The 26984-nt window shown below is 39.0% G+C and carries 24 protein-coding genes; 21 read left to right on the top strand and 3 right to left on the bottom strand.

Features of this window, described 5'->3' with window-relative positions:
- The first annotated feature begins 100 nt into the window (after positions 1-100).
- Genes PaeCFBP13512_RS05145 through PaeCFBP13512_RS05155 form a run of 3 tightly spaced genes read left to right on the top strand, consistent with a single transcriptional unit; the run spans position 101 to position 2511 of the window.
- A complete protein-coding gene (locus PaeCFBP13512_RS05145) occupies positions 101-1405 on the top strand; it encodes a molybdopterin molybdotransferase MoeA (RefSeq protein ID WP_137221613.1) in 1305 nt (434 codons plus the stop codon).
- 18 nt (positions 1406-1423) lie between these two features.
- Positions 1424-1966 carry a molybdopterin-guanine dinucleotide biosynthesis protein B gene (gene mobB / locus PaeCFBP13512_RS05150; RefSeq protein ID WP_161594216.1) on the top strand — a complete coding sequence of 181 codons (543 nt, stop codon included), beginning with the start codon at positions 1424-1426 and terminating at the stop codon, positions 1964-1966.
- 2 nt (positions 1967-1968) lie between these two features.
- Complete coding sequence (locus PaeCFBP13512_RS05155; RefSeq protein ID WP_137221617.1) at positions 1969-2511, top strand: NADPH-dependent FMN reductase; 543 nt, start codon at positions 1969-1971, stop codon at positions 2509-2511.
- A 235-nt stretch (positions 2512-2746) separates the two neighbouring features.
- On the opposite strand, the gene PaeCFBP13512_RS05160 is transcribed toward PaeCFBP13512_RS05155, so the two are convergent.
- Positions 2747-3166 (bottom strand): hypothetical protein, encoded by a 420-nt coding sequence (locus PaeCFBP13512_RS05160; RefSeq protein ID WP_137221619.1) that lies wholly within the window; start codon positions 3164-3166, stop codon positions 2747-2749.
- A gap of 344 nt (positions 3167-3510) precedes the next feature.
- Here PaeCFBP13512_RS05160 and PaeCFBP13512_RS05165 point away from each other — a divergent pair, with 344 nt between their 5' ends.
- From PaeCFBP13512_RS05165 to hemG, 12 genes are all read left to right on the top strand, one after another.
- Positions 3511-7185 (top strand): nitrate reductase subunit alpha, encoded by a 3675-nt coding sequence (locus PaeCFBP13512_RS05165; RefSeq protein ID WP_069328141.1) that lies wholly within the window; start codon positions 3511-3513, stop codon positions 7183-7185.
- Positions 7175-8758, top strand: coding sequence for a nitrate reductase subunit beta (gene narH / locus PaeCFBP13512_RS05170; protein WP_137221621.1), 1584 nt, complete (start codon positions 7175-7177; stop codon positions 8756-8758). Before PaeCFBP13512_RS05165 ends, narH begins: the two co-directional genes overlap by 11 nt.
- Complete coding sequence (narJ, locus tag PaeCFBP13512_RS05175) at positions 8751-9314, top strand: nitrate reductase molybdenum cofactor assembly chaperone (protein ID WP_137221623.1); 564 nt, start codon at positions 8751-8753, stop codon at positions 9312-9314. The genes narH and narJ overlap by 8 nt, the downstream gene beginning before the upstream one ends.
- Positions 9314-10000, top strand: coding sequence for a respiratory nitrate reductase subunit gamma (gene narI, locus PaeCFBP13512_RS05180; RefSeq protein WP_069328138.1), 687 nt, complete (start codon positions 9314-9316; stop codon positions 9998-10000). Before narJ ends, narI begins: the two co-directional genes overlap by 1 nt.
- Before the next feature lie 53 nt (positions 10001-10053).
- Positions 10054-10512, top strand: a complete 459-nt coding sequence (locus PaeCFBP13512_RS05185) for a GAF domain-containing protein (protein WP_069328168.1) — start codon at positions 10054-10056, stop codon at positions 10510-10512.
- Between the two features lie 35 nt (positions 10513-10547).
- Entirely contained in the window at positions 10548-11564 is a 1017-nt protein-coding gene (locus PaeCFBP13512_RS05190; RefSeq protein WP_175425183.1) for a sensor histidine kinase, read from the top strand.
- A 16-nt stretch (positions 11565-11580) separates the two neighbouring features.
- A complete protein-coding gene (locus PaeCFBP13512_RS05195) occupies positions 11581-12228 on the top strand; it encodes a response regulator transcription factor (protein WP_069328136.1) in 648 nt (215 codons plus the stop codon).
- A 166-nt stretch (positions 12229-12394) separates the two neighbouring features.
- The gene (locus PaeCFBP13512_RS05200) at positions 12395-13912 is read left to right on the top strand and encodes a nitrate/nitrite transporter (protein WP_137221625.1); all 1518 of its coding nucleotides are present in this window, start codon (positions 12395-12397) and stop codon (positions 13910-13912) included.
- Between the two features lie 45 nt (positions 13913-13957).
- The gene (moaA, locus tag PaeCFBP13512_RS05205; protein ID WP_137221627.1) at positions 13958-14974 is read left to right on the top strand and encodes a GTP 3',8-cyclase MoaA; all 1017 of its coding nucleotides are present in this window, start codon (positions 13958-13960) and stop codon (positions 14972-14974) included.
- A 21-nt stretch (positions 14975-14995) separates the two neighbouring features.
- Entirely contained in the window at positions 14996-15709 is a 714-nt protein-coding gene (locus PaeCFBP13512_RS05210) for a YwiC-like family protein (RefSeq protein WP_137221629.1), read from the top strand.
- A 14-nt stretch (positions 15710-15723) separates the two neighbouring features.
- Positions 15724-16821, top strand: a complete 1098-nt coding sequence (locus tag PaeCFBP13512_RS05215; RefSeq protein ID WP_137221631.1) for a TIGR04053 family radical SAM/SPASM domain-containing protein — start codon at positions 15724-15726, stop codon at positions 16819-16821.
- Between the two features lie 17 nt (positions 16822-16838).
- Positions 16839-18305: a protoporphyrinogen oxidase gene (gene hemG / locus PaeCFBP13512_RS05220; protein ID WP_137221633.1), complete on the top strand. Its 1467-nt coding sequence runs from the start codon at positions 16839-16841 to the stop codon at positions 18303-18305.
- Positions 18306-18486: 181 nt separating this feature from the next.
- On the opposite strand, the gene PaeCFBP13512_RS05225 is transcribed toward hemG, so the two are convergent.
- Together PaeCFBP13512_RS05225 and xerS are read right to left on the bottom strand one after the other, a co-directional pair.
- Positions 18487-18723: a hypothetical protein gene (locus tag PaeCFBP13512_RS05225; protein WP_137221635.1), complete on the bottom strand. Its 237-nt coding sequence runs from the start codon at positions 18721-18723 to the stop codon at positions 18487-18489.
- A 312-nt stretch (positions 18724-19035) separates the two neighbouring features.
- Positions 19036-20118: a tyrosine recombinase XerS gene (gene xerS, locus PaeCFBP13512_RS05230; protein ID WP_137221637.1), complete on the bottom strand. Its 1083-nt coding sequence runs from the start codon at positions 20116-20118 to the stop codon at positions 19036-19038.
- A 164-nt stretch (positions 20119-20282) separates the two neighbouring features.
- On the opposite strand from xerS, the gene PaeCFBP13512_RS05235 reads away from it, so the two are divergent.
- From PaeCFBP13512_RS05235 to PaeCFBP13512_RS05260, 6 genes are all read left to right on the top strand, one after another.
- Positions 20283-20780 (top strand): GNAT family N-acetyltransferase, encoded by a 498-nt coding sequence (locus tag PaeCFBP13512_RS05235; RefSeq protein WP_137221639.1) that lies wholly within the window; start codon positions 20283-20285, stop codon positions 20778-20780.
- Positions 20781-20822: 42 nt separating this feature from the next.
- Positions 20823-21596 (top strand): SDR family NAD(P)-dependent oxidoreductase, encoded by a 774-nt coding sequence (locus PaeCFBP13512_RS05240; protein WP_137221640.1) that lies wholly within the window; start codon positions 20823-20825, stop codon positions 21594-21596.
- 85 nt (positions 21597-21681) lie between these two features.
- Positions 21682-22104 (top strand): YxiJ family protein, encoded by a 423-nt coding sequence (locus PaeCFBP13512_RS05245; RefSeq protein WP_161594217.1) that lies wholly within the window; start codon positions 21682-21684, stop codon positions 22102-22104.
- Between the two features lie 158 nt (positions 22105-22262).
- The gene (locus PaeCFBP13512_RS05250) at positions 22263-22934 is read left to right on the top strand and encodes a DUF2625 family protein (protein ID WP_137221644.1); all 672 of its coding nucleotides are present in this window, start codon (positions 22263-22265) and stop codon (positions 22932-22934) included.
- A 239-nt stretch (positions 22935-23173) separates the two neighbouring features.
- Positions 23174-24235: a carbohydrate-binding family 9-like protein gene (locus PaeCFBP13512_RS05255; protein ID WP_137221646.1), complete on the top strand. Its 1062-nt coding sequence runs from the start codon at positions 23174-23176 to the stop codon at positions 24233-24235.
- 87 nt (positions 24236-24322) lie between these two features.
- Complete coding sequence (locus PaeCFBP13512_RS05260; RefSeq protein ID WP_137221648.1) at positions 24323-26983, top strand: transglutaminase-like domain-containing protein; 2661 nt, start codon at positions 24323-24325, stop codon at positions 26981-26983.
- Position 26984 lies beyond the last annotated feature (1 nt).

A 26984-nucleotide genomic window follows, 5' to 3' on the forward strand; every position in this document is an offset into this window, starting at 1 on the left:
TCTATGTTAGTCTATAAAAGAAAGGAATAGAAAAGAACGAACATATAACAATGAAGTTACAAGAGTCGTAGCATGAGCAATATACAGGAGGCAGTTAATGATGAAAGAATCACAACCATTATCAAGTGAACAGGGAGGTTCTAATCCTGTTGAACATAATCCGGCTAAGTTTAAGCGGAAACCTATTACTCCAGCAACAGCGCAACAAAAAGTAGCTGAATATGTACAGGTTATAGATACAGAAGTGATACCTTTGTATACAGCAGGGGGAAGATTTTTAGCCGAATCGGTACAAGCTCCTCATCCTTATCCTCATTTTCGCCGTTCAGGTATGGATGGTTATGCTGTAATTGCTGATGATATTGCTCCAGCTTCAAGTGACCATATCGTCTGGTTAGAAGTGATCGATAATATTCCTTGTGGGCAGACTCCTTCTGTCCCGATTGTTAAAGGCACCGCAGCTCGTATTATGACGGGAGCGATGGTTCCTGATGAAGCAGATACAGTAGTAATGTTAGAGATGACCGAGACGAGAGAAGAAAATGGACGCCAATGGGTAGGATTCAAGCGTTCTATAGAACAAGGTCGCAATATTACACCGATTGGACTTGAAGTACAAGCAGGCGATATTTTACTAACACAGGGAGCACAGATTGGAGCAGGCGAGATTTCTGTGCTGGCTACTTTTGGTGTCCATCAAGTAGAAGTCTATCGTCGTCCACAAGTTGCCATTTTTTCAACAGGGACTGAATTGTTAGCCGTAGAAGAACCTATTGCTCCAGGTAAGATTCGCAATAGTAATTCGTATATGTTAGCAGAGCAAGTCAAAGCAGCAGGCGGAGAGCCTCATGTATTAGGGGCTATTATGGATGATCTGGAACTTGCACGGACAACGATGTTACATGCGTTATCGTCTTATGATATCGTCATCTCCAGTGGGGGTGTATCTGTAGGGGATTATGATGTAATGGGCGATCTGGTACGTAGTGATGAAGTAGAAATGCTATTTAACAAAATATCAATGCGTCCAGGTAGTGTCACCACCGGTGCAGTCAAAGATGGCAAATTACTATTTGCACTATCAGGTAATCCAGGAGCATGTTTTGTGGGTTGTGAATTATTAGTCCGTCCAACGATCCGACAAATGATGAACTCCAAGCAAGATTATTTGCCAGAATGGACAGCAACACTAGGGCATGATTATCACAAAATCAATAGCTTTACTCGTTATGTACGTGGAAGCATGACTGTAGAAAATGGTAAAATTATTGCTTATCCGGCGAGTCTCGACGAATCCAGTGTGATGGTAACGATCAAAGATAGCGATTGCTTAATTATTATTCCACCTACCAGTGAAGTACTGCCAGCAGGGACGAGGGTATCGTTGCTCCGTCTGAGTCGATAATCAATGAAAGACACTCCTATGCCATCTACTATTGATCGTCAACATACGCCTGTCGTTATTCAGATTGTCGGTTACAAAAATTCGGGTAAAACGACATTGATTGGAGCCTTATTACAACACTGGTCTACTCAAGGCAAAAAAGTCGCTGTCATCAAGCATGACGCTCATGAATTCCAGATGGATCATGCAGGTACAGACACCTACGCTCATACTCAAGCAGGAGCAGCAGCGATTGCGATTAGTTCAGCAACACGTACGGCTATCATCGAGCAGCATTCCTCTACATTAGAAGAGTTAATATCGAGATTTGAAGTAGGGTATGATCTGATATTAGTTGAAGGATTTAAGCAAGCCCACTACCCTAAGATCGTGATCGTAGCCGATGAGCAAGGTATTTCTTTGGTTCATGAATTGGTACAGGTCAAATGGGTATACAACCGCTATTCATCATCTATATCTTCAAATTTGAAAGAAATCACTTTTATTGATGCTGAAAAAGATGGTATTATAACGATAATCCATGAATTGGAAAATTATATTGAAGCACAGGGGGAACATTAGAAGTGAAAATTACACTTATCGCTGGAAGTAATCGTCCGGATGCATCAACTACTCAATTGAGCCAGTATATTGCCCATCTGCTTCAAGAGCATGGACATGAAGCAGAAGTATTTAATTTGTATGAGCATCAATTACCATTATACGGACCGGGCGAAGCTTATGGACATGAAGAAGTACAAAAACTTGCCCAAGCAGCCAAATCGGCGGATGCCCTTGTTCTAGCAACACCTGAATATCACGGTTCCATTTCTGGCGTACTCAAAAATGCGCTTGATTTCTTAGGAAGCGATTATTTTAACAATAAAGCTGTTTTATCTGCGAACTCCGCAGGTGGATTGATCGGTACAGCTTCTCTATTACATTTACAGACGATTGTTCGTAATGTACATGGTATTAACTGCCCGGAATGGATCTCCATCGGTGGGTCACAGCGTGAATTCAATGAAAACGGTGAGCCTACAGATGAAGGAACAGAATTGCGTATTCGCAAAGCGGTAGAAAGCTTTATCGATTTAGCATCTAAATTAAGTAGTGCTTCTGCTTAAGCTGAATGGAGCACGATTGTAAGCTTAGAATAATATACTTATATTCAACTAGAACGATCTGAAAAAATATAACGTTGTAATCTACTATAGACATGCAAGTCAATCAGTGTAACTACCGATTGAATTACAAAATCCCCTTACCGCTATTAGTGAACTTACTCATTCAAGGTTGAGAAGTTTACAGAAGTGTTAAGGGGATTTTGTTATGGAAAGTAGATCGAGCAATTCTAGATAACTAAGCAAATAACAGTCGTTCTTCTTCTCGGCTATGAAGATTGTTGAGAACAATCAAAGCTTGAAACTGCTGTAAGAGAGCATCGTTTAATTCTTCTGTGGCTAAAGTATCTTTGATATTTTTGAGAATCATCTTCATCAGATCATGATCACGTTTCAATTGAATAATTGCTGTTGCTAACTCTTGCTGCTGAGTCAATTTTTCATCATAAAAGCCTCCGATTTCTTCTTCTGCATCGGCATGACTGATAATTCGTGTTTCCCAATAATCAATTAAATGGTGAGCTGCGTATTTGGCAACAACATGTTCGCCAGCTTGCATAAATTCTTCTAATTCTTCTGTTTTGGTTATCGCTCCAGACAATCCACCTTCATGAATCGAATGATGAGCATGTAATTGACGTAATGATGGTCCGCTCATAGGTCATGACCCCCTTTAAGATTTTACATAGTATAGCATAGCTTTTTATCCCTTTTTTGAGGATAAGGATATTCCCCTAATAGAAAAGGGAATTCCCTTATATAGCTCTTTAGATTGGTGAATTTGATCGCTTATCTTTATATCCTTTTAGAAAATATGCAGGAGCAACAACGTTTTGCACGTTCACAGAAAGAACAAGGGAGTTCCTGCCTGACTATAGGACATTCCCTAATGGGCATATGATCATCTGAATATCATAATAAATAGTAACAAACACGAGTTGCAGTTCAATCCCATCTATCCATCGAATTGAATTGTGGTTCAAAAAGGAGTGTTTACTATTTATGAAACGCAAATTTAAGCTTAACTTTTTCAAACCGATCGAAAGTTACTCTAATCATTGGTCAGTTTTGGAAGAGAAAAATAGAGAATGGGAAAATATCTATCGTCAACGTTGGTCCCATGACAAAGTCGTTCGTACTACACACGGTGTGAATTGTACGGGGTCTTGCAGTTGGAAAGTATTTGTCAAAAACGGAATTATCACTTGGGAAAATCAGCAAATCGATTATCCATCTTGTGGTGTAGATATGCCGGAATTTGAACCTCGTGGTTGTCCTAGGGGTGCTACATTCTCATGGTATGAATATAGCCCTTTGCGTATCAAATATCCGTATATGAGGGGGAAATTAGTCAAACTCTGGCAAGCCGCACTTGCTGAACATAATGATCCTATTAAAGCATGGGCAAGTATTGTGGAGGATCCTGAGAAATCACGCACGTACAAATCGGCTCGTGGTAAAGGTGGACATGTGCGTGTGAGTTGGGATGATGCGATGTACTTAATCTCAGCGCAATTAATCTATACGATTCGTAAATATGGACCTGATCGAATCGCAGGCTTTACGCCAATCCCAGCAATGTCGATGGTTAGTTACGCATCAGGTGCTCGCTTTATGTCATTGATCGGTGGCGAAATGTTGAGTTTTTATGATTGGTATGCCGATCTTCCTCCAGCTTCTCCACAAATCTGGGGTGAACAAACTGATGTCCCTGAATCTTCCGACTGGTACAATGCCGCTTACTTGATGATGTGGGGTTCGAATGTACCGTTAACTCGTACACCGGATGCTCACTTTATGACAGAAGTTCGTTATAAAGGAACTAAAGTAGTTTCTGTAGCTCCAGATTTGGCGGAAAATGTGAAATTTGCAGATCATTGGCTAGCTCCTCATCCAGGAACCGATGCAGCTTTAGCACAAGCAATGACTCATGTGATACTGGATGAATTTTATCAACAGCGTCAAGAAGAGACGTTTATCAATTATGCGAAGCAATTTACAGATATGCCGTTTGTCATCTTATTAGATCCTCATGAAGATACGCTAAAGGGCGGACGTTTTTTACGTGCAAGTGATATTGGTGATGCTTCCGAACATTCTGAATGGAAGCCAGTCATTTACGATAATGTAGCAAATGAATTAATGATTCCTAATGGAACAATGGGTCAACGTTGGGAAAAAGATAAGCATTGGAATCTGATCTTAGAACGTGAAGATGGAACCAAAGTTGATCCTGCACTAAGTGTACAAGGACATGATGAAGAATGGGTAGAGATCGCATTCCCGTATTTTGATAATACAGGCAATGGCATTTTCAAACGTGTAATTCCAGCTAAAAAAATCACATTAGCAGATGGTACTGAACGTTATATCGCTACTGTGTATGACTTGATGATGAGTCAGTATGGTGTAGCACGTATTCCTCATGAATATAATGCCAAAGATTACAATGACGCGGATTCTTTCTATACCCCTGCTTGGCAAGAAAAGATTACCAGTGTGAAAGCTTCGGTGGTTGTACAGATCGCCCGTGAATTTGCACAGAATTCACTGGATACGGGTGGACGTTCCATGATTATTATGGGTGCTGGCATCAATCACTGGTTTAATAGCGATACTATTTATAGAGCGATTCTGAATCTGGTTGTACTGACTGCTTCTCAAGGAGTAAATGGAGGCGGATGGGCGCATTATGTAGGTCAGGAAAAATGCCGTCCAATCGAAGGTTGGTCTACAGTTGCATTTGCAAAAGACTGGCAAGGACCAGCACGTCTGCAAAATGCCACGTCGTTCTTCTATTTTGCAACAGAACAATGGAGATATGAAGAAAGTGGAACTGATTCATTAAAGTCTCCGCTTAGTGCTGAAGTGAGTTATCAGCATCCTGCTGATTATAATGTACTGGCTGCACGCTTGGGCTGGTTACCTTCGTATCCACAATTTGATAAAAATACATTGTTATTTGCGGAAGAAGCCGCACAACAAGGACTAACAACCAATCAGGAAATTATTGATTATTCTGTTGAAGCGATCAAATCGAGAAAAACAAAATTTGCTGTAGAAGATCCAGGAGCACCTGAGAACTTCCCTCGTTCTTTGTTTATCTGGCGCTCAAACTTAATATCCAGTTCTGCTAAAGGACAGGAATATTTTATGAAGCATCTACTCGGAGCATCAGATGATCTACTGGCAACACCTAATGAAGAACAAAAGCCGGAAGAAATCGTATGGCGAGAAGATGTACAGGGCAAGCTTGATCTGATGGTAGCTCTTGATTTCCGCATGACGACAACACCATTATATGCAGATGTTGTACTGCCAGCGGCAACATGGTACGAAAAAACAGATCTGTCTTCAACCGATATGCATCCATTTGTGCATCCATTTAATCCAGCAGTCAATCCGTTGTGGGAATCCAAATCAGATTGGGATATTTACCGCCAATTGGCTGAAGTCTTTTCCAATATGTCCAAAGATCATTTGCCAGGTGTATATAAAGATCTGGTTACTGCACCACTTGCTCATGATTCAATCGGTGAAATTTCTCAACCGATGGGGATGATTCGTGACTGGGCAAAAGGTGAAGTTGAAGCGATTCCGGGTAAAACGATGCCTAATTTTAGTATTGTTGAGCGTGATTATACCAAAATTTATGATAAATACGTGTCGCTTGGACCTAACTTAGCGATCGGTAAAACAGGAGCACATGGCGTAAGCTTTTCTGTAAAAGAAGAATATGAAGAACTCAAAAAGTTAAATGGTGTATATTACGATGGCACGATCAAAGATGGATTGCCTAAATTAAGTACTGCTCGTCAAGTGGCTGATTCTATTCTTCATCTATCGTCTGCTACCAATGGACGTGTATCGCAAAAAGCATACAAACAAGCGGAACTGGACAGTGGAGTAGAGTTATGTGATATCTCTGCCGATCGTGCAGCCGAAAAAATCACATTCCAAAGTATTACAGCGCAACCGCGCGAAGTTATTCCAACACCTGTATTCAGTGGATCGAATAAACAAGGACGACGCTATTCTCCGTTTACAACGAATATCGAACGATTAGTACCTTTCCGTACATTGACAGGTAGACAGCATTTTTATATCGATCATGAAGTATTTATGCAGTTTGGAGAAGCGTTACCGGTATACAAACCGACATTACCTCCAATGGTCTTTGGTCCACGTGACAAAGAAATCAAAGGTGGGCAAGATGCGCTGGTTCTACGTTATTTAACACCACATGGTAAATGGAATATTCACTCTACGTATCAGGATAACCAGCATATGCTGACCTTGTTCCGTGGTGGACCTACTGTATGGATCAATAATGAAGATGCAGCTGAACATCATCTGGATGATAACGATTGGGTAGAAGTGTACAACCGTAATGGTGTGGTTACAGCACGTACTGTAGTAAGTCATCGGATGCCTCGTGGAACAATGTTTATGTATCATGCGCAAGATAAGCATATTAATGTACCGGGATCAGAAATTACAGATACACGTGGAGGCAGTCATAATGCGCCAACACGTATTCATATGAAACCGACACAAATGGTAGGCGGTTATGCACAACTGAGTTATGGATTTAACTATTATGGACCCATCGGAAATCAGCGAGATGTCTATGTAGCTGTTCGCAAAATGAAGGAGGTTAACTGGCTTGAAAATTAAAGCGCAAGTAGCCATGGTAATGAACTTGGATAAATGTATCGGTTGTCATACATGCAGTGTGACATGCAAAACTACATGGACCAACCGTAAAGGTGCAGAATACATGTGGTTCAACAACGTAGAAACCAAGCCCGGTATCGGTTATCCCAAACGTTGGGAAGATCAGGAATTATACAAAGGCGGATGGCAACTACGCAAAGGCAAATTAGAACTAAAATCAGGCAATAAATTATCTAAAGTTGCTTTGGGTAAAATTTTCTACAATCCTGATATGCCTGAAATGAAAGATTATTATGAGCCATGGACATATAACTATGAAGAGTTAACCAATGCCAAAGATCAACAGCATTCACCTGTTGCACGACCACACTCTGTAATTACAGGCAAAAAAATGAATCTCGAATGGGGCCCTAACTGGGAAGATGATCTAGCAGGTGCACATATTACTGGACCTTTAGATCCGAATATTCAAAAAATTGAAGAAGAAATCAAATTCAATTTTGAAAAATCATTTATGGTGTATTTACCAAGATTATGTGAGCACTGTCTGAATCCAAGTTGCGTCGCTTCTTGTCCATCTGGTGCAATGTACAAACGTGATGAAGATGGTATTGTGCTTGTCGATCAAGAAGCTTGTCGTGGTTGGAGATATTGTATGACCGGTTGTCCTTACAAAAAAGTCTACTTCAACTGGGAAACCAACAAAGCTGAAAAATGTACATTCTGTTTCCCACGTGTAGAAGCAGGCTTACCTACAGTATGCTCAGAGACATGTACAGGACGTATTCGCTATTTAGGTGTTCTGTTATACGATGCAGATCGAGTACACGAGATTGCTTCGACAGAAAATGAGCAAGATTTATACAAAGCACAATGTGATCTGTTCCTTGATCCAAATGATCCAGCGATTATTGCGCAAGCTCGCAAAGATGGAATTACAGAAGACTGGATCGAAGCGGCTAAAAATTCGCCAGTATACAAATTAGCTATAGAATACAAGCTGGCGTTCCCGCTTCATCCAGAATATCGTACATTGCCAATGGTCTGGTATGTACCGCCACTTAGTCCGATCATGAACTATTTTGAAGGTAGAGATTCAATAGCAAATCCAGATATGATTTTCCCGGCAATTGAAGAAATGCGGACACCGATTCAGTATTTGGCCAATATGTTAACTGCTGGAGATACGACAACAGTCAAAGAAGCATTACAACGGATGGCGATGATGCGTTCTTATATGCGGTCTATTACAACAGGGCAAGAATTTGATCATAGTCGGTTAGAACGAATCGGGCTGACTGCTCGTCAGACTGAAGAAATGTATCGTCTGCTAGCGATTGCAAAATATGAAGATCGCTTTGTGATTCCTCCTTCTCATAAAGAAGAGCATATGAATCCTTATCGTGCACAGGGTGCAGCTGGATATAACGGAATGATGGGCAATACTTCGATGGGTGGTAGTGACTGCTCAGGTTGCGGAGCAGTAGAGTCTATGCGTAATTCAGAAGCAACTGATAAAGACGGCAAACCTATATTCGAAGAGAATTTTTATGGAGGGATTTGGCGTGATTAATTTAGATAAGCTGTACGACTATAAACCGTCATTTCATTTTTTTGCACAGCAATTTATGTATCCAGAAAAGTTGGATTTTCATCCAACTCTTTTGGAGCAATCATTTGATCTGAATGACCCAACATACTCATACGTACAAACCTATTGGGATCAGATGCATCAGTATACCATGGATGAGATTAAAGAAATCTATACCGAGACATTCGATTTTCAAAAAGATTGTGCTTTATATATGACATACTTTAAGTTTGAAGATGCCAAAGAACGTGGACAAATGTTAGCTAAATTGAAAATTTTGTATGAAATGTTTGGCTTACAAATGCCAGATGAAGAATTGCCTGACTATCTTCCATTGATGTGTGAATTTCTGTATGCAGCAGAATGGAAAGGTGATCCTCATGCGGCAGAAAATTTCAAAATGTTAATCATGGTACTGGAAGACGGTACATTTCATTTGTTAAAAGCATTAGAAAAACTGGAAAGCCCTTATTTTCATCTGGTTAAAGCTCTACGGGAAACGTTGAAAGATTGTGTTGAGCAGGAGGTACATCAGTAATGCATATGTTAGAGCAATTTTTGTGGATTATTGTGCCGTATGTTTGTATCGTGATCTTTATCGTTGGGCATATTTTCCGCTATCGTACCGATCAATTCAGTTGGACAGCCAAATCAAGCGAATTTATAGAGAAAAAGCAATTGATGATTGGAAGTATATTATTTCATCTAGGGATTATCCCAGTTATTATGGGACATATTGTCGGTTTGTTTATCCCTAAATCATGGATGCACTTTTTTGGTGTTAATGATCATATGTATCATATTGGTGCCGTCTATGTGGGTGGATTTTTCGGATTGGCGACTCTGTTAGGAATGATTATTTTGACTTCACGCCGATTTACATTACAGAGTGTACGTCGCTTGAGTACTGTATCTGATCTGGTCGTTAATGTATTATTATTGTTTATTGTATTTATGGGTATGTATGCTACACTTTTCACAAATGCTGTACAACCAGAGTTTGATTATCGGGAAACGATCTCGATCTGGTTCCGTGGTCTATTTATGTTAAGTCCTGATCCTTCGCTGATGAGAACGGTACCCGTATCTTTTCAAATTCATGCATTAACAGGGTTTGCTATTTTTGCTTTTTGGCCATTCAGTCGTCTGGTTCATGTGTGGAGTGTTCCATTGAATTATGTAGGGAGAAGTTATATTCTATATAGAAGACATAAATCGAATTGAGGAAAGTGGGCTTAGCCTTCTTTCCCTATTTTATTATTAGGGGCCAATATATGATGAAAAATAGAGTGGATTATCAGCAAGAGCTTGATCAATTCCGTGAATGGTTAGGATATGATTTTATGTCGCTTGCCTTAGCTGAATCAGCAGAATACCACTATGTGATCAAATGGAAATACGCTACTGGTAATTTGAATGATTGCTTTAAAGGAATCGTTCTTCAATCCGGCCGAGGTATAGCTGGGATTGTATTCAAAACAGGAAAACCAATGATTATCGAAAATGTCGCCCAGCATATAGATAATGAATTACTATTTAACTATCCGATCGTTAGAATGGAAAAGCTTAAAAGTCTGGTAGCTGTTCCTTTGTGGAATGATAATCGTGTCGCTGGTGTTTTACTTGGCGGATTTCGTAATGAACAACGTGTCACTATAGAGATGTTGCACCAGTTAGACGAATTGGCACATCAAGGAATTGGAACTTTAAATGGAAAGGAACTGAAGTTAAGTTGAGTATATCTAACCCTAATTATTCGATAAACTCACTAATGGCTAAATTGTACGAAAATAGTATGGAAGCTATTTTCTTTTTTGATCAACATGGGAAAGTATTAGCGATGAATCCAGCAGCTGAAGAAATTGTAGCAGATGATGTACTGGAACAGTTGTATAGCGGTCAAGCGAATGCAATTTGTGGAGTATGTCGTGGCTATATGAGTGAGACTGAGCTTAGAACATGTTTGACCTGTTATTTCAATGCACCGGATGTCGATGATTTTTCTTCTTTTCAAGTCTATCTGGATACGAAAGGTAAAGGTATTGTCTCATATGCCGCTTCATATCATGTGATCGATTCTGATCAACAATTGTATGCCTTTATGCTCAAAGATTTGACCACTCAATTTAAAACGCAAGAAAAGTTTTATCAAAATACGATGATGAAGCATGTGATCGAAGCACAAGAAAATGAGCGTAAACGGATATCACGTGAGCTTCATGATAGTGTCGCTCAAGAATTGATGAGTGCGCTGATTGATCTTCGTGTATTTAAATATATGACCCAAGATACCACTTTATTGCAAAAAATGAAGCATACTGAAGCTTCAATGACACGATTGCTGGATGATATCCGTAACTTAGCCGTTGAACTTCGCCCAGCCGCTTTGGATGATTTCGGACTGGAAGCCGCTTTTCGCTCTCATTTCAAACGATTGCAAGAAAGTTATGGATTTACGGTTGAATTTGAATCGACGCTTTGTCAGAAACGATATAGCAGTGAGATCGAAACAGTGATCTATCGGATCTGTCAGGAAGCTGTACTGAATGCACTCAAATATGCACAAACAGATAAGATCAAAGTATCAATCTATGAACAAAATAAACTGTTACAGTTAATCGTTGAAGATGAAGGTATTGGTTTTGAAATAGGCAGTGACCCTATAGGGACAGGGCTTGGATTATATGGAATCAGAGAACGTGCCGAATTGGTCGGCGGTATAGTCAATATATATGCTACACCGGGAAAAGGAACCAAAATTCATTTACAAATTTCTATATTGGATTAGAGGAAAGGATTGCTTGATGAGAATAGTTATTGCAGATGATCATGCAATCGTACGTAGTGGATTTGCGATGATCTTGAATTTTCAAGAAGATATGGAAGTAGTAGCTACAGCCGCAGACGGTATCGAAGCTTACACGATGGTAGCAAAACATCAACCGGATATATTAATTATGGATTTGAGTATGCCTCCTGGAGAGAGTGGGCTTATTGCTGTAGGTAAAATTAAAGAAGATTATGCAGATACACAGATTCTTATTTTGACAATGCATGATGATGATGAGTATTTATTTCATGTATTGCGTCATGGGGCTTCGGGATATGTACTGAAAAATGCACCGGATGAAGAGCTTCTTTTGGCGATACGTACGATCTATACGGGAGGAACGTATATTCATCCCAAGCTTGCTACTTCATTGGTACGTGAATTTGTGAAAAAAGACAGTACATCTTCTACAGGAGATGTCTTTGAACTTCTATCCAAGCGAGAGCTCGAAATACTACCATTGATCGCCAAAGGATATGGTAATAAAGAAATCGCCGAAAAGCTATTTATTTCGGTGAAAACAGTAGAAGCGCATAAAGCTAAAATTATGGAAAAATTAAATTTGAAAAACAGACCAGAATTGGTCGAATATGCGCTCAAAAAGAAGCTATTAGACTTTTAATATCCAAAGAAAGCACCTACGGGTGCTTTTTTTATTTTTTTGAGGGTTTACCCTACATCATAGAGGGCGTTCCCTTATATAAGAATAACGTTCGCCTCGTTACAATAAAAGTATAGATAAATATCTATCTATCATAGATTGATAACATGTTCGAAGGGTGAATGAGATGATTAAAAAAGTGCAGTTACCATTACAAACTTTAAATCTGATTGTTGGTTTTATGGTGTGGGTGATTATTTCTTCGTTGATGCCTTTTATTAGAGAAGACATCCAGATTCCTACAAGCAAACTTGCTATTGTGACAGCTTTACCTGTAGTACTTGGTTCTGTGTTACGGATTCCACTGGGGTATTACGCTAATATTTTTGGAGCGAGAGTGATTTTTGGAGTTAGTTTTGTTTTATTATTATTTCCTGTGTACTATATCAGTGCAGCTTCTACATTTACAGATTTGATTATTGGAGGATTATTTTTAGGCATCGGGGGCGCTGTATTCTCGGTAGGGGTGACTTCTTTACCTAAATATTATCCCAAAGAAAAGCATGGATTTGTCAACGGTATCTACGGCATAGGCAATCTGGGGACAGCGATTACAACCTTTTCTGCTCCGATTATTGCGACTCAAGTCGGCTGGTCTTTAACCGTAAAATTATACTTAATTCTATTGTTAATTTTTATTTTACTTAATGCTTTTCTTGGAGATCGTCATGAACCAAAAGTGAAAACACCTATTATAGAACAGATTAAAGGTATTTATAAAAATGAGAAACTGTGGTTTTTCTCCTTATTCTACTTTATAACATTTGGTTCATTTGTAGCTTTTACCGTTTATTTACCTAACTTTTTAGTAACAAATTTTGATCTCACCAAAGTAGATGCTGGGATGCGAACAGCAGGTTTTATCGCAGTTGCTACTTTTTTCCGTCCTATTGGAGGATGGTTAGGAGATAAATTTAAACCATTATTATTGTTAATGATGACGTTTGGGATTTATACCGTAGCAGCAATTATCCTCGCTTTTTCACCATCAATTCATATGTATACGATCGGTTGTCTGGCGATTGCACTATCGGCTGGTATCGGTAATGGCGTTATTTTCAAATTAGTGCCGTTCTACTTTAATAAACAAGCAGGTATTGCTAACGGTATTGTCTCTATGATGGGTGGTCTGGGTGGATTTTTCCCGCCTTTGATGTTAGCAGCTATTCATTCAATGACCGGGCAGTATTCTATCGGATTTATGTTATTATCTCAAGTGGCATTAGTTAGTCTGGTACTTGCCGTCTGGTTACATTATCAGGGTCGATTGGCGATGTCCTCTGAAGTGTTCGATTCCACAGGGCAAGGGATTATGGTAACCGATGTAGAGGGTCAGATTCAGACCGTTAATCCTGCATTTACAGCATTGACGGGTTATACCAAAGATGAAGTGATTCATCACCAGCCAAGTATTCTCAAATCAGGACGACAATCCAAAGAGTTCTATCATCAAATGTGGCAAAAGATTAAAGCACAAGGTAGCTGGCAAGGCACGATCTGGAATAAGCGTAAAAATGGAGAAGAATATTTACAATGGCTAAATATTAGTGCTGTTAAAGATGAGACAGGCGAAGATGTACGTTATGTTGCTACATTTAGTGACTTGACGAATGAACAATTTTTGAAAAATACAGATAAAGTATAAAGTCATGTTAGGCTAGTACACCGGTATAGTGGAAGGAAGATGGTTATGCAAAGTTATCTATTAACAGACCAATATCGACGACCTATTCAAGATTTGCGTATATCCGTTACAGATCGTTGTAATTTTCGCTGTTCTTATTGTATGCCCAAAGAAATTTTTGGAACAGATTGTGCTTTTATGCCCAAAGATGAATTGTTGTCTTTTGAAGAAATCATGCGATTGGTATCTTTATTCGCTTCTCAAGGAGTGTCTAAGATTCGTCTGACTGGTGGAGAACCTTTGCTAAGAAATGATCTTCCTGTACTCGTGGCTGCTATTAAGCAAATCCCTGAGATCAAAGATCTGGGATTAACGACCAATGGTACATTGCTAGGGAAGCAAGCCCAATCTTTATACGATGCTGGATTAAGACGATTGAACATTAGTCTGGATGCACTTGATCCTAAATTATTTGGACAAATGAACGGTAGAGGAATTCCGACAGATCATATATTTAAACAAATTCATTATGCTCAGCAAATAGGCTTTAAAATCAAAATAAATATGGTTGTCCAAAAAAATGTGAATGATGCTGAGATTATACCGATGGCTCAATATTTCAAAAATTGTGGAATCACATTACGGTTTATCGAATTTATGGATGTGGGCAATGATAATAGTTGGAGTTTCCAAAAGGTAGTGACCAAGCAAAACATTTTGCAAAAGTTACAACAATCTTTTCAGTTAGAACCTATTGAACCCACTCGTTTTGGCGAAGTAGCGAAATATTACCGTTATGCTGAAAGCGATGCACAGGTTGGATTTATTACTTCGGTATCTGAATCTTTTTGCTCTTCTTGCACGCGCGGACGATTATCGTCAGACGGTACATTTTATAATTGTTTATTTGCTTCTCAAGGATTAGATCTTCGTGATTTGTTACGTCATGGAGCAGATGATCATACATTATTACAAGCTATTGTGCAGACATGGGCACAGCGTAAAGATCGATATTCCGATGAGCGTACAGCTCAGACTGCTATATCCAGACCTAAAATAAGTATGTCTTATATCGGTGGTTAAGTAAGAAAAGGAGGTTGGGAAGTGAATCGTTATATTCCTAATCAGCACGGTGCATGGGTTATGCTTATTCTTCCTTTTTTATTCGGATTAGTTGCTTTTGGAGGACATTCGCTTCATATTTTGTTATTTATCAGCTGGTTGCTATTGTATTTATTAAGCTTCCCTCTATTGCAATGGATCAAAACGGGTAAAGCCTACAAATACCGTCAACCTGCTCTGGTATATGCAGGATTATCTATACCTGTACTCAGTCTATTATTAATATATCAACCTGATCTTATCGGGTACGGTATTTTTTTAGGAATATGTTTTGTGCTTAATATGTATTATGCTCGTACACGCAATGAACGGGCGTTGATCAATGATATTATCGCTATCGTCATGTTTTGTTCGTTTATCTATCCTGTGATGTACATAGGTAGAACGACCGATTGGCAACTAGCAACGACTCTATTTTTGATTGCTGTGCTTTATTTTGTTGGAACAGCATTATATGTCAAAACGATGCTCAGAGAACGAGGAAATGTCCATTATTATATCGGTTCTATCTTTTATCATATCGTCATCTGTGGGTTGGTCAGTTGGATGAATATAGGGTTGATAATTAGCTTTGCGCTATTGTTATTAAGATCGATTATATTGCCTCATTTCAACTTAAAATCTAAACATGTAGGAATAATAGAGATATGTTTTGCAGTCGTTCTTTATATTTCGATCACTATTCTTTATTCCTAAAAGGAGAGCTTCAAATGCTACCTAGCATGAATACAGCGAATTATGATCAATATCCATTTATCGTGATCTGGGAAGTAACACGTGCTTGTGCACTCAAATGTCTTCATTGCAGAGCTGAAGCTCAATATCACCCTGATCCTAATCAATTGACTTTTGCAGAAGGTAAGCAGTTAATTGACCAGATTGCTGAGATGAATCATCCTCTATTTGTATTTACCGGTGGCGATCCATTGATGCGTCCTGATCTGTATGAATTAGCTCAATATGCGATTGAAGAAAAGAAACTGCCTGTCTCGATGACACCTAGTGCTACGCCTAAAGTGACTCGCCATGCTGTCGCTCGAGCCAAAGAAATAGGGTTGTCACGATGGGCATTTAGCTTGGACGGTTCGAATGCCCAGATTCATGATCACTTTCGCGGTACACCAGGTTCATATGATCGTACAATGAAAGGTATTCAATATTTGCAAGAATATCATATTCCGATTCAGATCAATACGACAGTTTCTCGATATAATCTGCATGATCTTCCACAGATTGCAGAGCAAGTGCGCCAGATGAAAGCTGTTTTGTGGAGCTTGTTTTTTCTTATTCCTACAGGTCGTGGTATGCAAAAAGATATGATTACACCGGATGAGCATGAAGAAGTAATGAAGTGGTTATATCATATGCAACAACATATGCCTTTTGGAGTTAAAGCAACCGAAGCGCCACATTATCGTAGAGTAGTGATTCAGCAAAATGTTTTGGCACAAGCAGAAGCTACATTATCTTCACAACAGCAACTTCCTTTCAAAAAATCAGATACATTAGGTCGTGCTCCAAAAGGGGTTAATGATGGAGATGGATTTGTATTTATTAGTCATACAGGCGAAGTCTATCCTAGCGGATTTTTACCTCTTTCATGCGGAAATATAAAAGAGCAATCTTTGGCTGATATTTACCAATACTCACCGATTATGCAAAATCTGCGTAATAAATCATTACTTAAAGGCAAATGCGGAGTCTGTGAATACAAACAAAGATGTGGTGGCTCAAGAGCAAGAGCTTTCGCAGTGACAGGCGATTATCTAGAAAGCGATCCTTATTGCTCATATATTCCACAGAACTAAAGAGGAGAGCACATACGATGACTACAAAAACAAAAAAGATCGTTATCTTAGGCGGCGGCATTAGTGGTTTAAGTACGGCTTACTATGTGAAAAAAATTGCAAATGAACAACAACTTCCTGTCGAGATTACATTGATTGAAAAAGAAAATCGGTTAGGTGGCAAGTTACAGACGGTCAAACGGAATGGATTTACTATTGAAAAAGGACCGGATGCTTTTTTAGCTCGCAAATCAGCCATTTTAGAATTAACAAAGTTATTGAATATAGAAGATCAACTTGTGGCTACCAATCCCGAAGCAGGGATTACCCGTATTCTTCATAAAGGTAAGTTACACCCGATGCCAATGGGATTTGTATTAGGGATACCGACACAGATTACCCCTTTTATCAAAACAGGACTTATTTCTCCGCTTGGTAAAGTGAGAGCCTTATTTGATCTAGTGATTCCAGCACGACAAGGAGAGCACGATGAATCACTAGGTAACTTTATTGAACGGCGCTTGGGCAAAGAAGTGCTGGAACAGATTACTGAACCTTTACTAGCGGGCATCTATGCAGGCGATACAAGGTCACTCAGTCTTACAGCAACATTTCCACAATTTCAGCAGATGGAACAGCAACATGGCAGCCTTATTAAAGGAATGATTGGTGGAAAAAAAAGAAAAGTGTCAACGACTGTATCAGAATCGCCAAAACCTTCATCTGCTACAACCAATCAATCACCATCTATTCCTAAAAGTATGTTTCTTTCTTATAAAGGTGGATTATCTTACCTCATCGAGCAGTTAGAAAAGAATCTGGAATCTGTTCATTTCAGGTTAGGAAAAAGTGTTCGTTCTGTGCAAAAATATCATCAACAGTATAATCTTATACTAGATAATGGAGAAGAGATTGAAGCCGATCAAGTCATCTCTACCATACCTGCATATGCGGCGGCTCATATATTTACACATGTCCCTAATACAGAGCACTTACAACATATTCATTATGTCTCTGTTGCGAATATAGCTTTAGCTTTCCCTCATGATGTGCTCAAAGAATCATTACGAAGTTCTGGATTTCTAGTACCACGTAAAGAAGGAAAAATGATTACAGCATGTACAATCTCATCAATCAAATGGAATCATACTGCGCCTACAGATCAGGTCTTGTTGCGTGTCTATATCGGTCGTGCTGGAGCAGAAGAATGGGTAGATATGACCGATGAGCAGTTGGTCACCGCTGCCCGTCAAGATTTGCAAGAATTGCTCGGTATCGAAGCCCAACCACAACTGATCGAAATCAGTCGTTGTATTCAATCTATGCCACAGTATCCATTAGATCATCGTCAACAAATGGATTTACTTCGCAGGCAACTGGCACAGCAGATGCCGGGTGTATGGTTATCTGGAGGGGGATACGATGGAGTAGGGATCCCAGATTGTATCGCACATGCTAAAAAGACAGCAGAACAAGTTATACAACATATACAGACCAATAGCTAAAAAGTAATGTAATCATCCTTATGCGTTCTCTAATATAGAATGAACCCATTGCATAAAAAACACCCTAATTCATATGACAATGAGTTAGGGTGTTTTTACAGCATATTTTTATAAAGGTATTGAAAATATACTATTTTGTTGTATTTCATATACATGAAATTGTTAAGTATACTGAAAATAATCAACTATTAATCGAGTTGTGTTGACCATCATCTTTAGCAGACTCAAAATTGCCAGCACCTACACGTTTTTTGATTTCTTCTTCTGTTAACTCGGGAGCTGCTGGTTGTAGCAGAATATGACTTTCATCTTCTTTCGCATCGGCATTTTCAACACGAGCAAAACCTGCATTGGTCTGACGACCGATACGTTCACGCTCTTCTCGGCTTGTAATCACATGTTTATCAGGGGAATCCATTATATGTCCTCCTTAATAATTATATTGTTACATCTGTTATTTATTAACCGAGAACAAACGATAATCAAACAATCACCTATTCAGTTGCAGACAAAAGATAACAATACATGTACGTCTTGTGAATAGTCAGCATTTAGCCGATCATGCTACGGGGTGATTATCTTTTCTAAAGCATCACCTTCTGCATTGATACGGATAGAAGCGAATTGGGCGGTTCTGTCCACTTTTAAGCCTGTTCGTACGGCATTTCATCGTAACATGGTTAATATGCCTCCTCAGATATTGTGAAATGGAACAGTAAAAGTACGAATATTATAGATCCGTTCGTTTCTCAATCGCTTCAGACATCGTTTTATCGGTAAGATGAGCATAGATTTCTGTTGTTTCCGTAGAAGCATGTCCGAGCTGCTCTTTGGTTTTATAAATATCATTTTGTAAATAGTAATCTGTCGCAAACGAATGACGTAATTTGTGTACAGTCAGATACGGTTTACCAAAACTTTTGGCATACTTCATAATCATGGCTTGAATAGCTCTTTTAGTCATGCGCTTACCAGAAGATTGTCCATTCGGACGAGCAACAAATAAGGCTGTTTCTTTTTTCGGCGTACGATAGCGTGTTTCGCGTAATTCTAGATAAGTTTTGATCTCGTCTTTGGCTTGTTCACGGAAATAAATGGGTGTTTTGAATGTCTCATCATTATTACCTTTACGAGATACATACATTAACTTCTGATTGAGATCCAGATCAACCAAATTGAGATTAACCACTTCAGATACCCGTAAGCCTGAATTCAAAATGAGGCTGGTAATACAGGCATCACGTTCACGATTCAGTTCGTAAGAGTATAATGCTTGCTTATTCGTAGCAATATCTTCACGATAACCTTCCAGAATATAACCGACAAATTCCAGTAATTCATCTTCTTCTAAAATTTTACCTTTTAATTTGGCAGCTGTATCTTTGGGTTTGTGCATTCGTTTGACTTCGACTTTTGCCATAATATTACGTTTGAGCAAAGGATAAAAATTATCATCTTCAGCAATCTGGCTTAAATAATGAAATAATGAGCGAAGAGACGATAATTTGCGTGATACAGTTACTCTTGTATTGGTACCTTCTGTTCGAGTCGTTAAATGAAGACGATAATTCGTAATATCTTCCATCCGTAACGTTTCCAATTCGAGTAATTGTATTTGTGTATAATGGGTAGCTGTCGATAACCCTTCAACAATCATCCAACCGAAAAAAGATTCATAATCGCGTATGTACTCTAACAATGTAGACGGAGAAAGATCTGGTAATTTATAATTTATAAATTGCTCTACAAACCACGGCATAGAAGGCAATTTTTGATCTAATTTCGCTCGATCTGCTATTTTTTGGATACTCATGTTGATACTCACCTCTACCCCGATTGTAGCATAAATCAAAGAGAATCATAGGTTTCTTCAATTGGAAATGATTTGCTTCTTTTGACGTGAAAAGTATATAGTAAAAAGATAAGAAAAAGTGCATTTGGATACCAAAGACCTGACTTCAATGACGGAGGTTCATCATGAGATTAAAGCTTGAACAAGTGCCACGCAGTCGCAGACGTGTGATCCGAGAAATGATGCAATTGTATCTTTATGATTTTACATATTATTTGAGTATTGATCTGGATGATAAAGGTCGATTTCCAGAATACCCAGGGTTAAATCAGTATTGGAGTCAACCGGGGAAGAAGTTTCCATTTTTGATTTATGCTGATTCTTATATTGCAGGCTTTGCTTTAGTCGATCGATTGAAAGATTCTTCTGAAGGTGATTACTATATGACTGAATTTTTTATTTTGAAAAAATACAGGCGTACAGGAATAGGTAAATGGGCAGCTCATCAATTATTCGCTCGTTATATCGGCAAATGGAAAGTTACACAAGTACAAACCAATCGTCCTGCACAGTTGTTCTGGCGTCAGGTGATTGGAGAATATACCAAAGAGCAGTATCGAGAAGTCGTTCATCCAGAATACGGTAATCCCAGTCAGTATTTTGATACTTACAAAGCAGAATAAACCACATGATCCCTAATCATAGCATAGAGAGGAAGACAGATTATGTATTTACCATCATTTTCATTATCAGATAAAAAAGCGATTGTCACTGGAGCCGGCAAAGGGATTGGCCAAGCATTGGCGATTGGGCTTGCTCAAGCAGGAGCAGATGTAGGGTTGATTGCTAGAACAGGTTCAGATCTAGAAGTGACCAAGCAGTTGATCGAAAAACATAGTAGTCGCAAAGCTATCTGTATTCCAGCCAATGTAACAGATCGTGAACAAATGCAATCTGCATTTGATCGTTTTGAATTGGCATTTGGCGCACCGGATATTCTGGTCAATAATGCAGGAATGAATATTCGCTCCAAAGCATTAGATGTAACCGATAGCGAGTGGCATACCATTGTAGATACTAATTTACATTCAGCCTTAATTGCTTCGCAAATGGCAGCACATTTAATGAAGGAACACGGTGGCGGTAAAATTATCAATATTGCTTCGGTTGGTGGACACACCGCTTTGCGAACAGGAGTAGTCTATGGCGCAACCAAAGCAGGGTTAATTCATATGACCAAAATTCTAGCGATGGAATGGGCACAATACGGTATTCAAGTTAACGGAGTCGGCCCATGGTATTTCCGTACGCCACTGACAGAAACTATTCTAGCTGATGAACAATATATGCAAGATATTCTAGATCGAACGCCGATGAAACGTGTAGGTAATTTGGAAGAAGTCGTAGGCCCAGTTGTCTTTTTAGCTTCTGAAGCCGCTGGATATATTACGGGTCAGACGATTATGGTAGATGGTGGAATGTCTGTGTTTGGATTTTGATGAAAGAAATGATAACACACTGAGTAAAATGGCTTAGTGTGTTTTATCATTTATCCGAAACATCATATATGAAAGGAGTGTTAGATTGAAAGAATTAATAGCAAAATTAGATCATATCCATGCACATTATAAAAATTTAATCGATCAAGATGAATCTATCTATTACATTACTGAACTACATGAAGAATTTGCAGATGAATTTAAAAAGTATGCCCCAAATGAAATATTTAATGCAGATCTTAGTACATATATTTCTTACATAGAACCAACATGTTGGTCTGGAACAATTCAACAGCGTATACAAGATGCAGAAAATCGCTATACAATGAAAAAGTGGTTGTCTAAAAGTTTTTTCGAATGGTTTCCTAAATATCGCTTTTTGGAGAAGTACGATCTGAGTGATTATTCTAAAATCAATAATGAGTTGAATTACATGAATGAATTGCGTAGTTGCGCGTTACAAATTATTGCTACATATGAGCAAAGCTTAGCTAATAAATATATATAAATAAAAAGATAGTACATCATATTATAGTAGACGGTACACTATCTATTTTAACCTTTAAAGAACTTGTTATTAAAGATTATTCCTAATACACTAAGTGTAATTACTTAGTGTATTTTATGATGTCATGAAGTTTGATTTGAAAAGAGAGGATGCTCACTATGACTATGAAGTCGATCGAACAACTGGTAGATATAAACGAACATGCTTGGCAGGAAATTCAGGATGTTTTGAATCAAGGGGAAACACCGTACACGATCTTGCCTAAAAAAGATCTGCAAGCGCAAACGACTTTGTTACAAATGCAAATAACTACTAAATCATATCTAGGTTGTATCGCCTACGAAACAGGTGGGATTTTATTTGATCAGGGTTGGATCAAGTTGTTGGGATCGGGTAATGAACATATTTATGGAGATTTGTTATCATGGAATGGACAATCGCAACCAGAATCTGGAGCGTCTATTATTACCCAACCTCTTACTAAAGCACTGATTGTTGCTTATGATGTCGTAGGTGGATTTTTTGCTTTGAATGGTGGAGGACTAGGTGAACAGGCTTCGATCTATTATTTTGCGCCGGATACATTAGAATGGGAAGATACCGAGTTATCTTATTCTGAGTTTGTGATCTGGTTAGCGTCCGGACGTTTGAGTCAGTTTTATGAAACGATGCGTTGGAATGGCTGGCAAGATGACATTTCTGCACTTTCACCTGATCGTGCTATTCATTTTTACCCGCCACTGTGGACACAAGAAGGATCTACTGATCAGAGTAGCAAAAAAGCTGTGCCTGTAGCTGAGTTTTGGAATATGAATATCGTTGGAAAATAAATAAAATCAATCATAAGCATAGAAACACGAAAAGCTCTTGAATTACATAGGAGCTTTTTTGCTTTTTATTGTCAGTATTATTGACTATTTTAGAGTAGAATTATCCTATTTTAACTATATCTATTCATTTGAAAGACAAATACGACATATATTGGAGTGTATATATGCCATATTTACGCATGTCTATATCTCCTTTAGAATAAATGTAAGAATTGCTAACAAAAGAAGGAGATGACATCATGCACAAGCTATCTGCTGTTCCTGAACCGAATATCACGTATCAACCCAAACAGTATGAGTGTAAACGGGCAGAAGGACAAAGTGATTGGAGTGGAAGATTAGATCAGCCCTTTTGGAAAAAAGCGAATTGGACAGATGAGTTTGTAGATATCGAAGGTGATTTGAAACCTTTACCTACCAAGCAGACCCGTGTCAAAATGCTCTGGGATGATGAGTATTTCTATATTGGTGCTGAATTAGAAGATAATGAAATATGGGCCAATCAGACAGAGCGAGATTCTGTTATTTTTTATGATAATGATTTTGAAGTTTTTATAGATGCTGATGGAGATACTCATCATTATTATGAGTTTGAGATCAATGCTCTGAATACAGTTTGGGATTTATTATTATCCAAGCCGTATCGAGATCAGGGACCTGCAATTAATGGCTGGGATATCAGCGGATTACGAACAGCTGTCTATATTGATGGAGAGTTGAATAATCCACAAGCGAATAATCGTAAATGGAGTGTTGAGATTGCAATGCCCTGGTCGATTTTGAAAGAATGTTCGCTACATAAGCGTGCGCCGATAGCGGGTGAGAACTGGCGTGTGAATTTTTCTCGTGTACAATGGCAAGTAGATATTGTAGATAACCAGTATGTAAAAAGAATGGATCCAGCAACAGGTAATTCTTTTCCAGAAGATAACTGGGTGTGGAGTCCAATGGGCATTGTGAATATGCATTATCCTGAGCTGTGGGGATATGTCATTTTTGTTGATGATCAGACAACAGAAGATTCTCAACAGCCTTTGTATATAACAAACATAGAACAATACAAATGGTTACTGCGTCAGCTATATTATCGTCAGCGTCAGTATGCAAGTGAGTATGACCGATATTGCGATCAACTGGAAATAATATATGCGATGTTACCTGTGGATATACAAAGTATTGCCCATATGGAACAACTTCAATTGGAAATAACAAGTAGTATGTTCCAAATATCTATCATTGTACCTGATCAGCAGATTAGGCTATGTATCCGTCAAGATGGATGGGTATGGGAAGAAGCATAATCATTGTGAGACGCTAGCATACTCTTATCAACAAACAGTCGCCAAGCTATCGACGATCAACAGTATAGATCATCAGGAGGGATATTCATGACCACACGTACAGCTTATGGATTGAATCTGGATCTTATTAAAGAAAAGTTAGCATGGAAAAAAGAGCAAGCACAAGGACGAGCAGAATCATTATTTGATGTGTTTGACCAACCTCTGTCAGAGCAAGAAGAACAGTTGCTTCAATTTTTGTATGCGTATATGCCACTACATGATCTAGCTGATTACGACGGTGCTTTTTTCCTACAACATATTCGGCAGGTATTACAGGTTCAAGCGGAAATGCCGTGGGGTTCGCATATTCCAGCTGATATTTTTGTGAATTATGTCCTCCCGTATCGAGTCAATAATGAGAATATTGATCAGAGTCGGTCTGTTATTTATAAAGAGTTAGCCGATCGAGTCCAACATTTATCCATGACTAACGCTATATTGGAAACGAATTATTGGTGTCATGAACGAGCCACATATATAGGCACAGATATACGCACTGTTTCTCCATTAACGATAATGAGGACTGCGCTCGGGCGTTGCGGAGAACAATCGACTTTGACTGTAACTGCTCTACGCAGTGTCGGGATTCCTGCACGTCAGTGTTATACGCCTCGCTGGGCACATTGTGATTCTAATCATGCATGGGTCGAAGCATGGGCAGATGGGAAGTGGTACTTTCTGGGTGCATGTGAACCTGAGCCGATATTGGATGAAGGATGGTTTCGCTTACCCGCTAAGCGGGCAATGTTAGTGCATACGCGCGTATTTGCGGATTATAATGGCCCTGAAGAAGTAACCACTACACATCCATGGTATACCGAGATCAATCTGTTAGATCATTATGCTTCAGTGAAATCAATTCATGTGAATACAGTAAATGAAGCAGGTGAACCTGTTGTAGCCGAAGTTCAGTTTCAATTGTATAATTCGGCTGAATTTTATCCGCTAACTTCGTTAATGACCGATGATCATGGACGAGCTTCATTAACTACAGGTTATGGCGACCTGCTAATTCATGCGCGCACATCTTCATCATGGGGAACTGCATTTATCGATACTCGTCATTCCTCAGAGTTCAAAGTAGTATTGAAGTACCAGACCCAATCTGCCTACACATCAAGTCTGACTACTGAAAAGAATAAAGCTTTATTCACCGAAGAATGGAAAATGACTCCTCCTGTTGCTCCTGCTATTGATAGTGGCATCAAGCTAGACGAGCCAATCATTGAACAACATACACAAAGAATCAAAGCAGGGACAGCTATTCGTACTGCGTTTGAACAGACTTTTGTAGATCAGGAGCAAGCTCAACATGATGCTGAAGCATGGCAATTACCTGTAGATCGGGTAGGGCATATACTGCAAACGGCTAAAGGAAACGGACAGGAAATAGCTACTTTTATCAATGAATGTTCAGCATCTGAACGAGAGTTAGGTTTGCGTTTATTAGAAAGTTTACGTCTGAAAGACTTAACCGATACATGTAGAGCCGTATTGCAGGATCATTTACAAGGTGCACTATTATTAAATCAACCTACAGAAGATATGGCGAAAGATTGGGATGCCTATGTTCTTTGTCCGCGGGTACATTTTGAAATGCTTACTCCTTATCGAGCATATTTCAGTAAGCAATGGAGTAAAGTGCAACAAGATCAATTTCGCTCAGATCCAATGCAGTTAGCCGCTGTATTGGAACAAGAACTGATTATAAATGATGATGTGGATCGTTATACAGGAATGGCTACACCTGCCAAAGCACATCAGTTAGGAACGACTGACTCGGTTAGCCGGGATATTGTATTTGTAGCGGCTGCACGTAGTCTAGGAATCTTTGCACGTTTGGAACCTTTGAACGCAATGCCTCAATATCAAGTACAAGGAGTATGGCATTCGGTACAATGGTCAAAAGATCAGTCTATCTCAGAAGAGACCGATACGCTTACCTCATCTGCTTCCAATACAGGCAATATCATATTCACACGTACAGTAGATTCTTCAGAAGTGGTTGCAGAATACCAGCATAATTTTACAGTCGCTATTTTGGAAAAAGGTCATTATCGTACATTAGATATTCCTTATGGTGAAAAAGATGTGTATGATCAGCCGTATACAGTTTTAGCAGGAGAGTACCGTTTGACAACAGGTACGCGTCTGGAAGATGGAAGTGTGTTAGGCACATTTGTTTATTTCACAGTAGAACCTGAACAAGAAGTAGCTGTAGAATTAGTATTCCGTACAGAACAGCAACCGATACCCATTCTGCTAGAAAAATTACCAGAAAATCTACAACATCAATTGCATAACGTACAAACAAAGAATACAGCAGTAGATGTAACATCAGGTAGCATTTTGGCATGGCTTGAACCTGAACGTGAACCTACCAAACATTTGTTACGTGAATTAGCGGAACTTAGAGTAGAACTTGAGTCGTGGACAGGGGATATTTGCCTATTGATCGCAGATCCATCAGAGCAAGCAGTCGTAACCCTTGATCCTTTACCTGCACAATCCCATATAGAGATAGATCCACATCATCAATCACTGTCACAATGGTCTGAGCTGCTTCCTTCCTTAAATGGAGACCAGCTACCTGTGGTGATTGTTGTAGATCAACAAAATCGGGTTCGCTATAGTTTGCAAGGATACAAATTGGGTACAGGGAAAGAATTGTTACGTGTGGTTCATCAGATGAATCATGAAGGTTAAT

It is taken from the genome of Paenibacillus sp. CFBP13512 (genome assembly GCF_005233705.1).
GTDB lineage: Bacteria > Bacillota > Bacilli > Paenibacillales > Paenibacillaceae > Saccharibacillus > Saccharibacillus nuruki.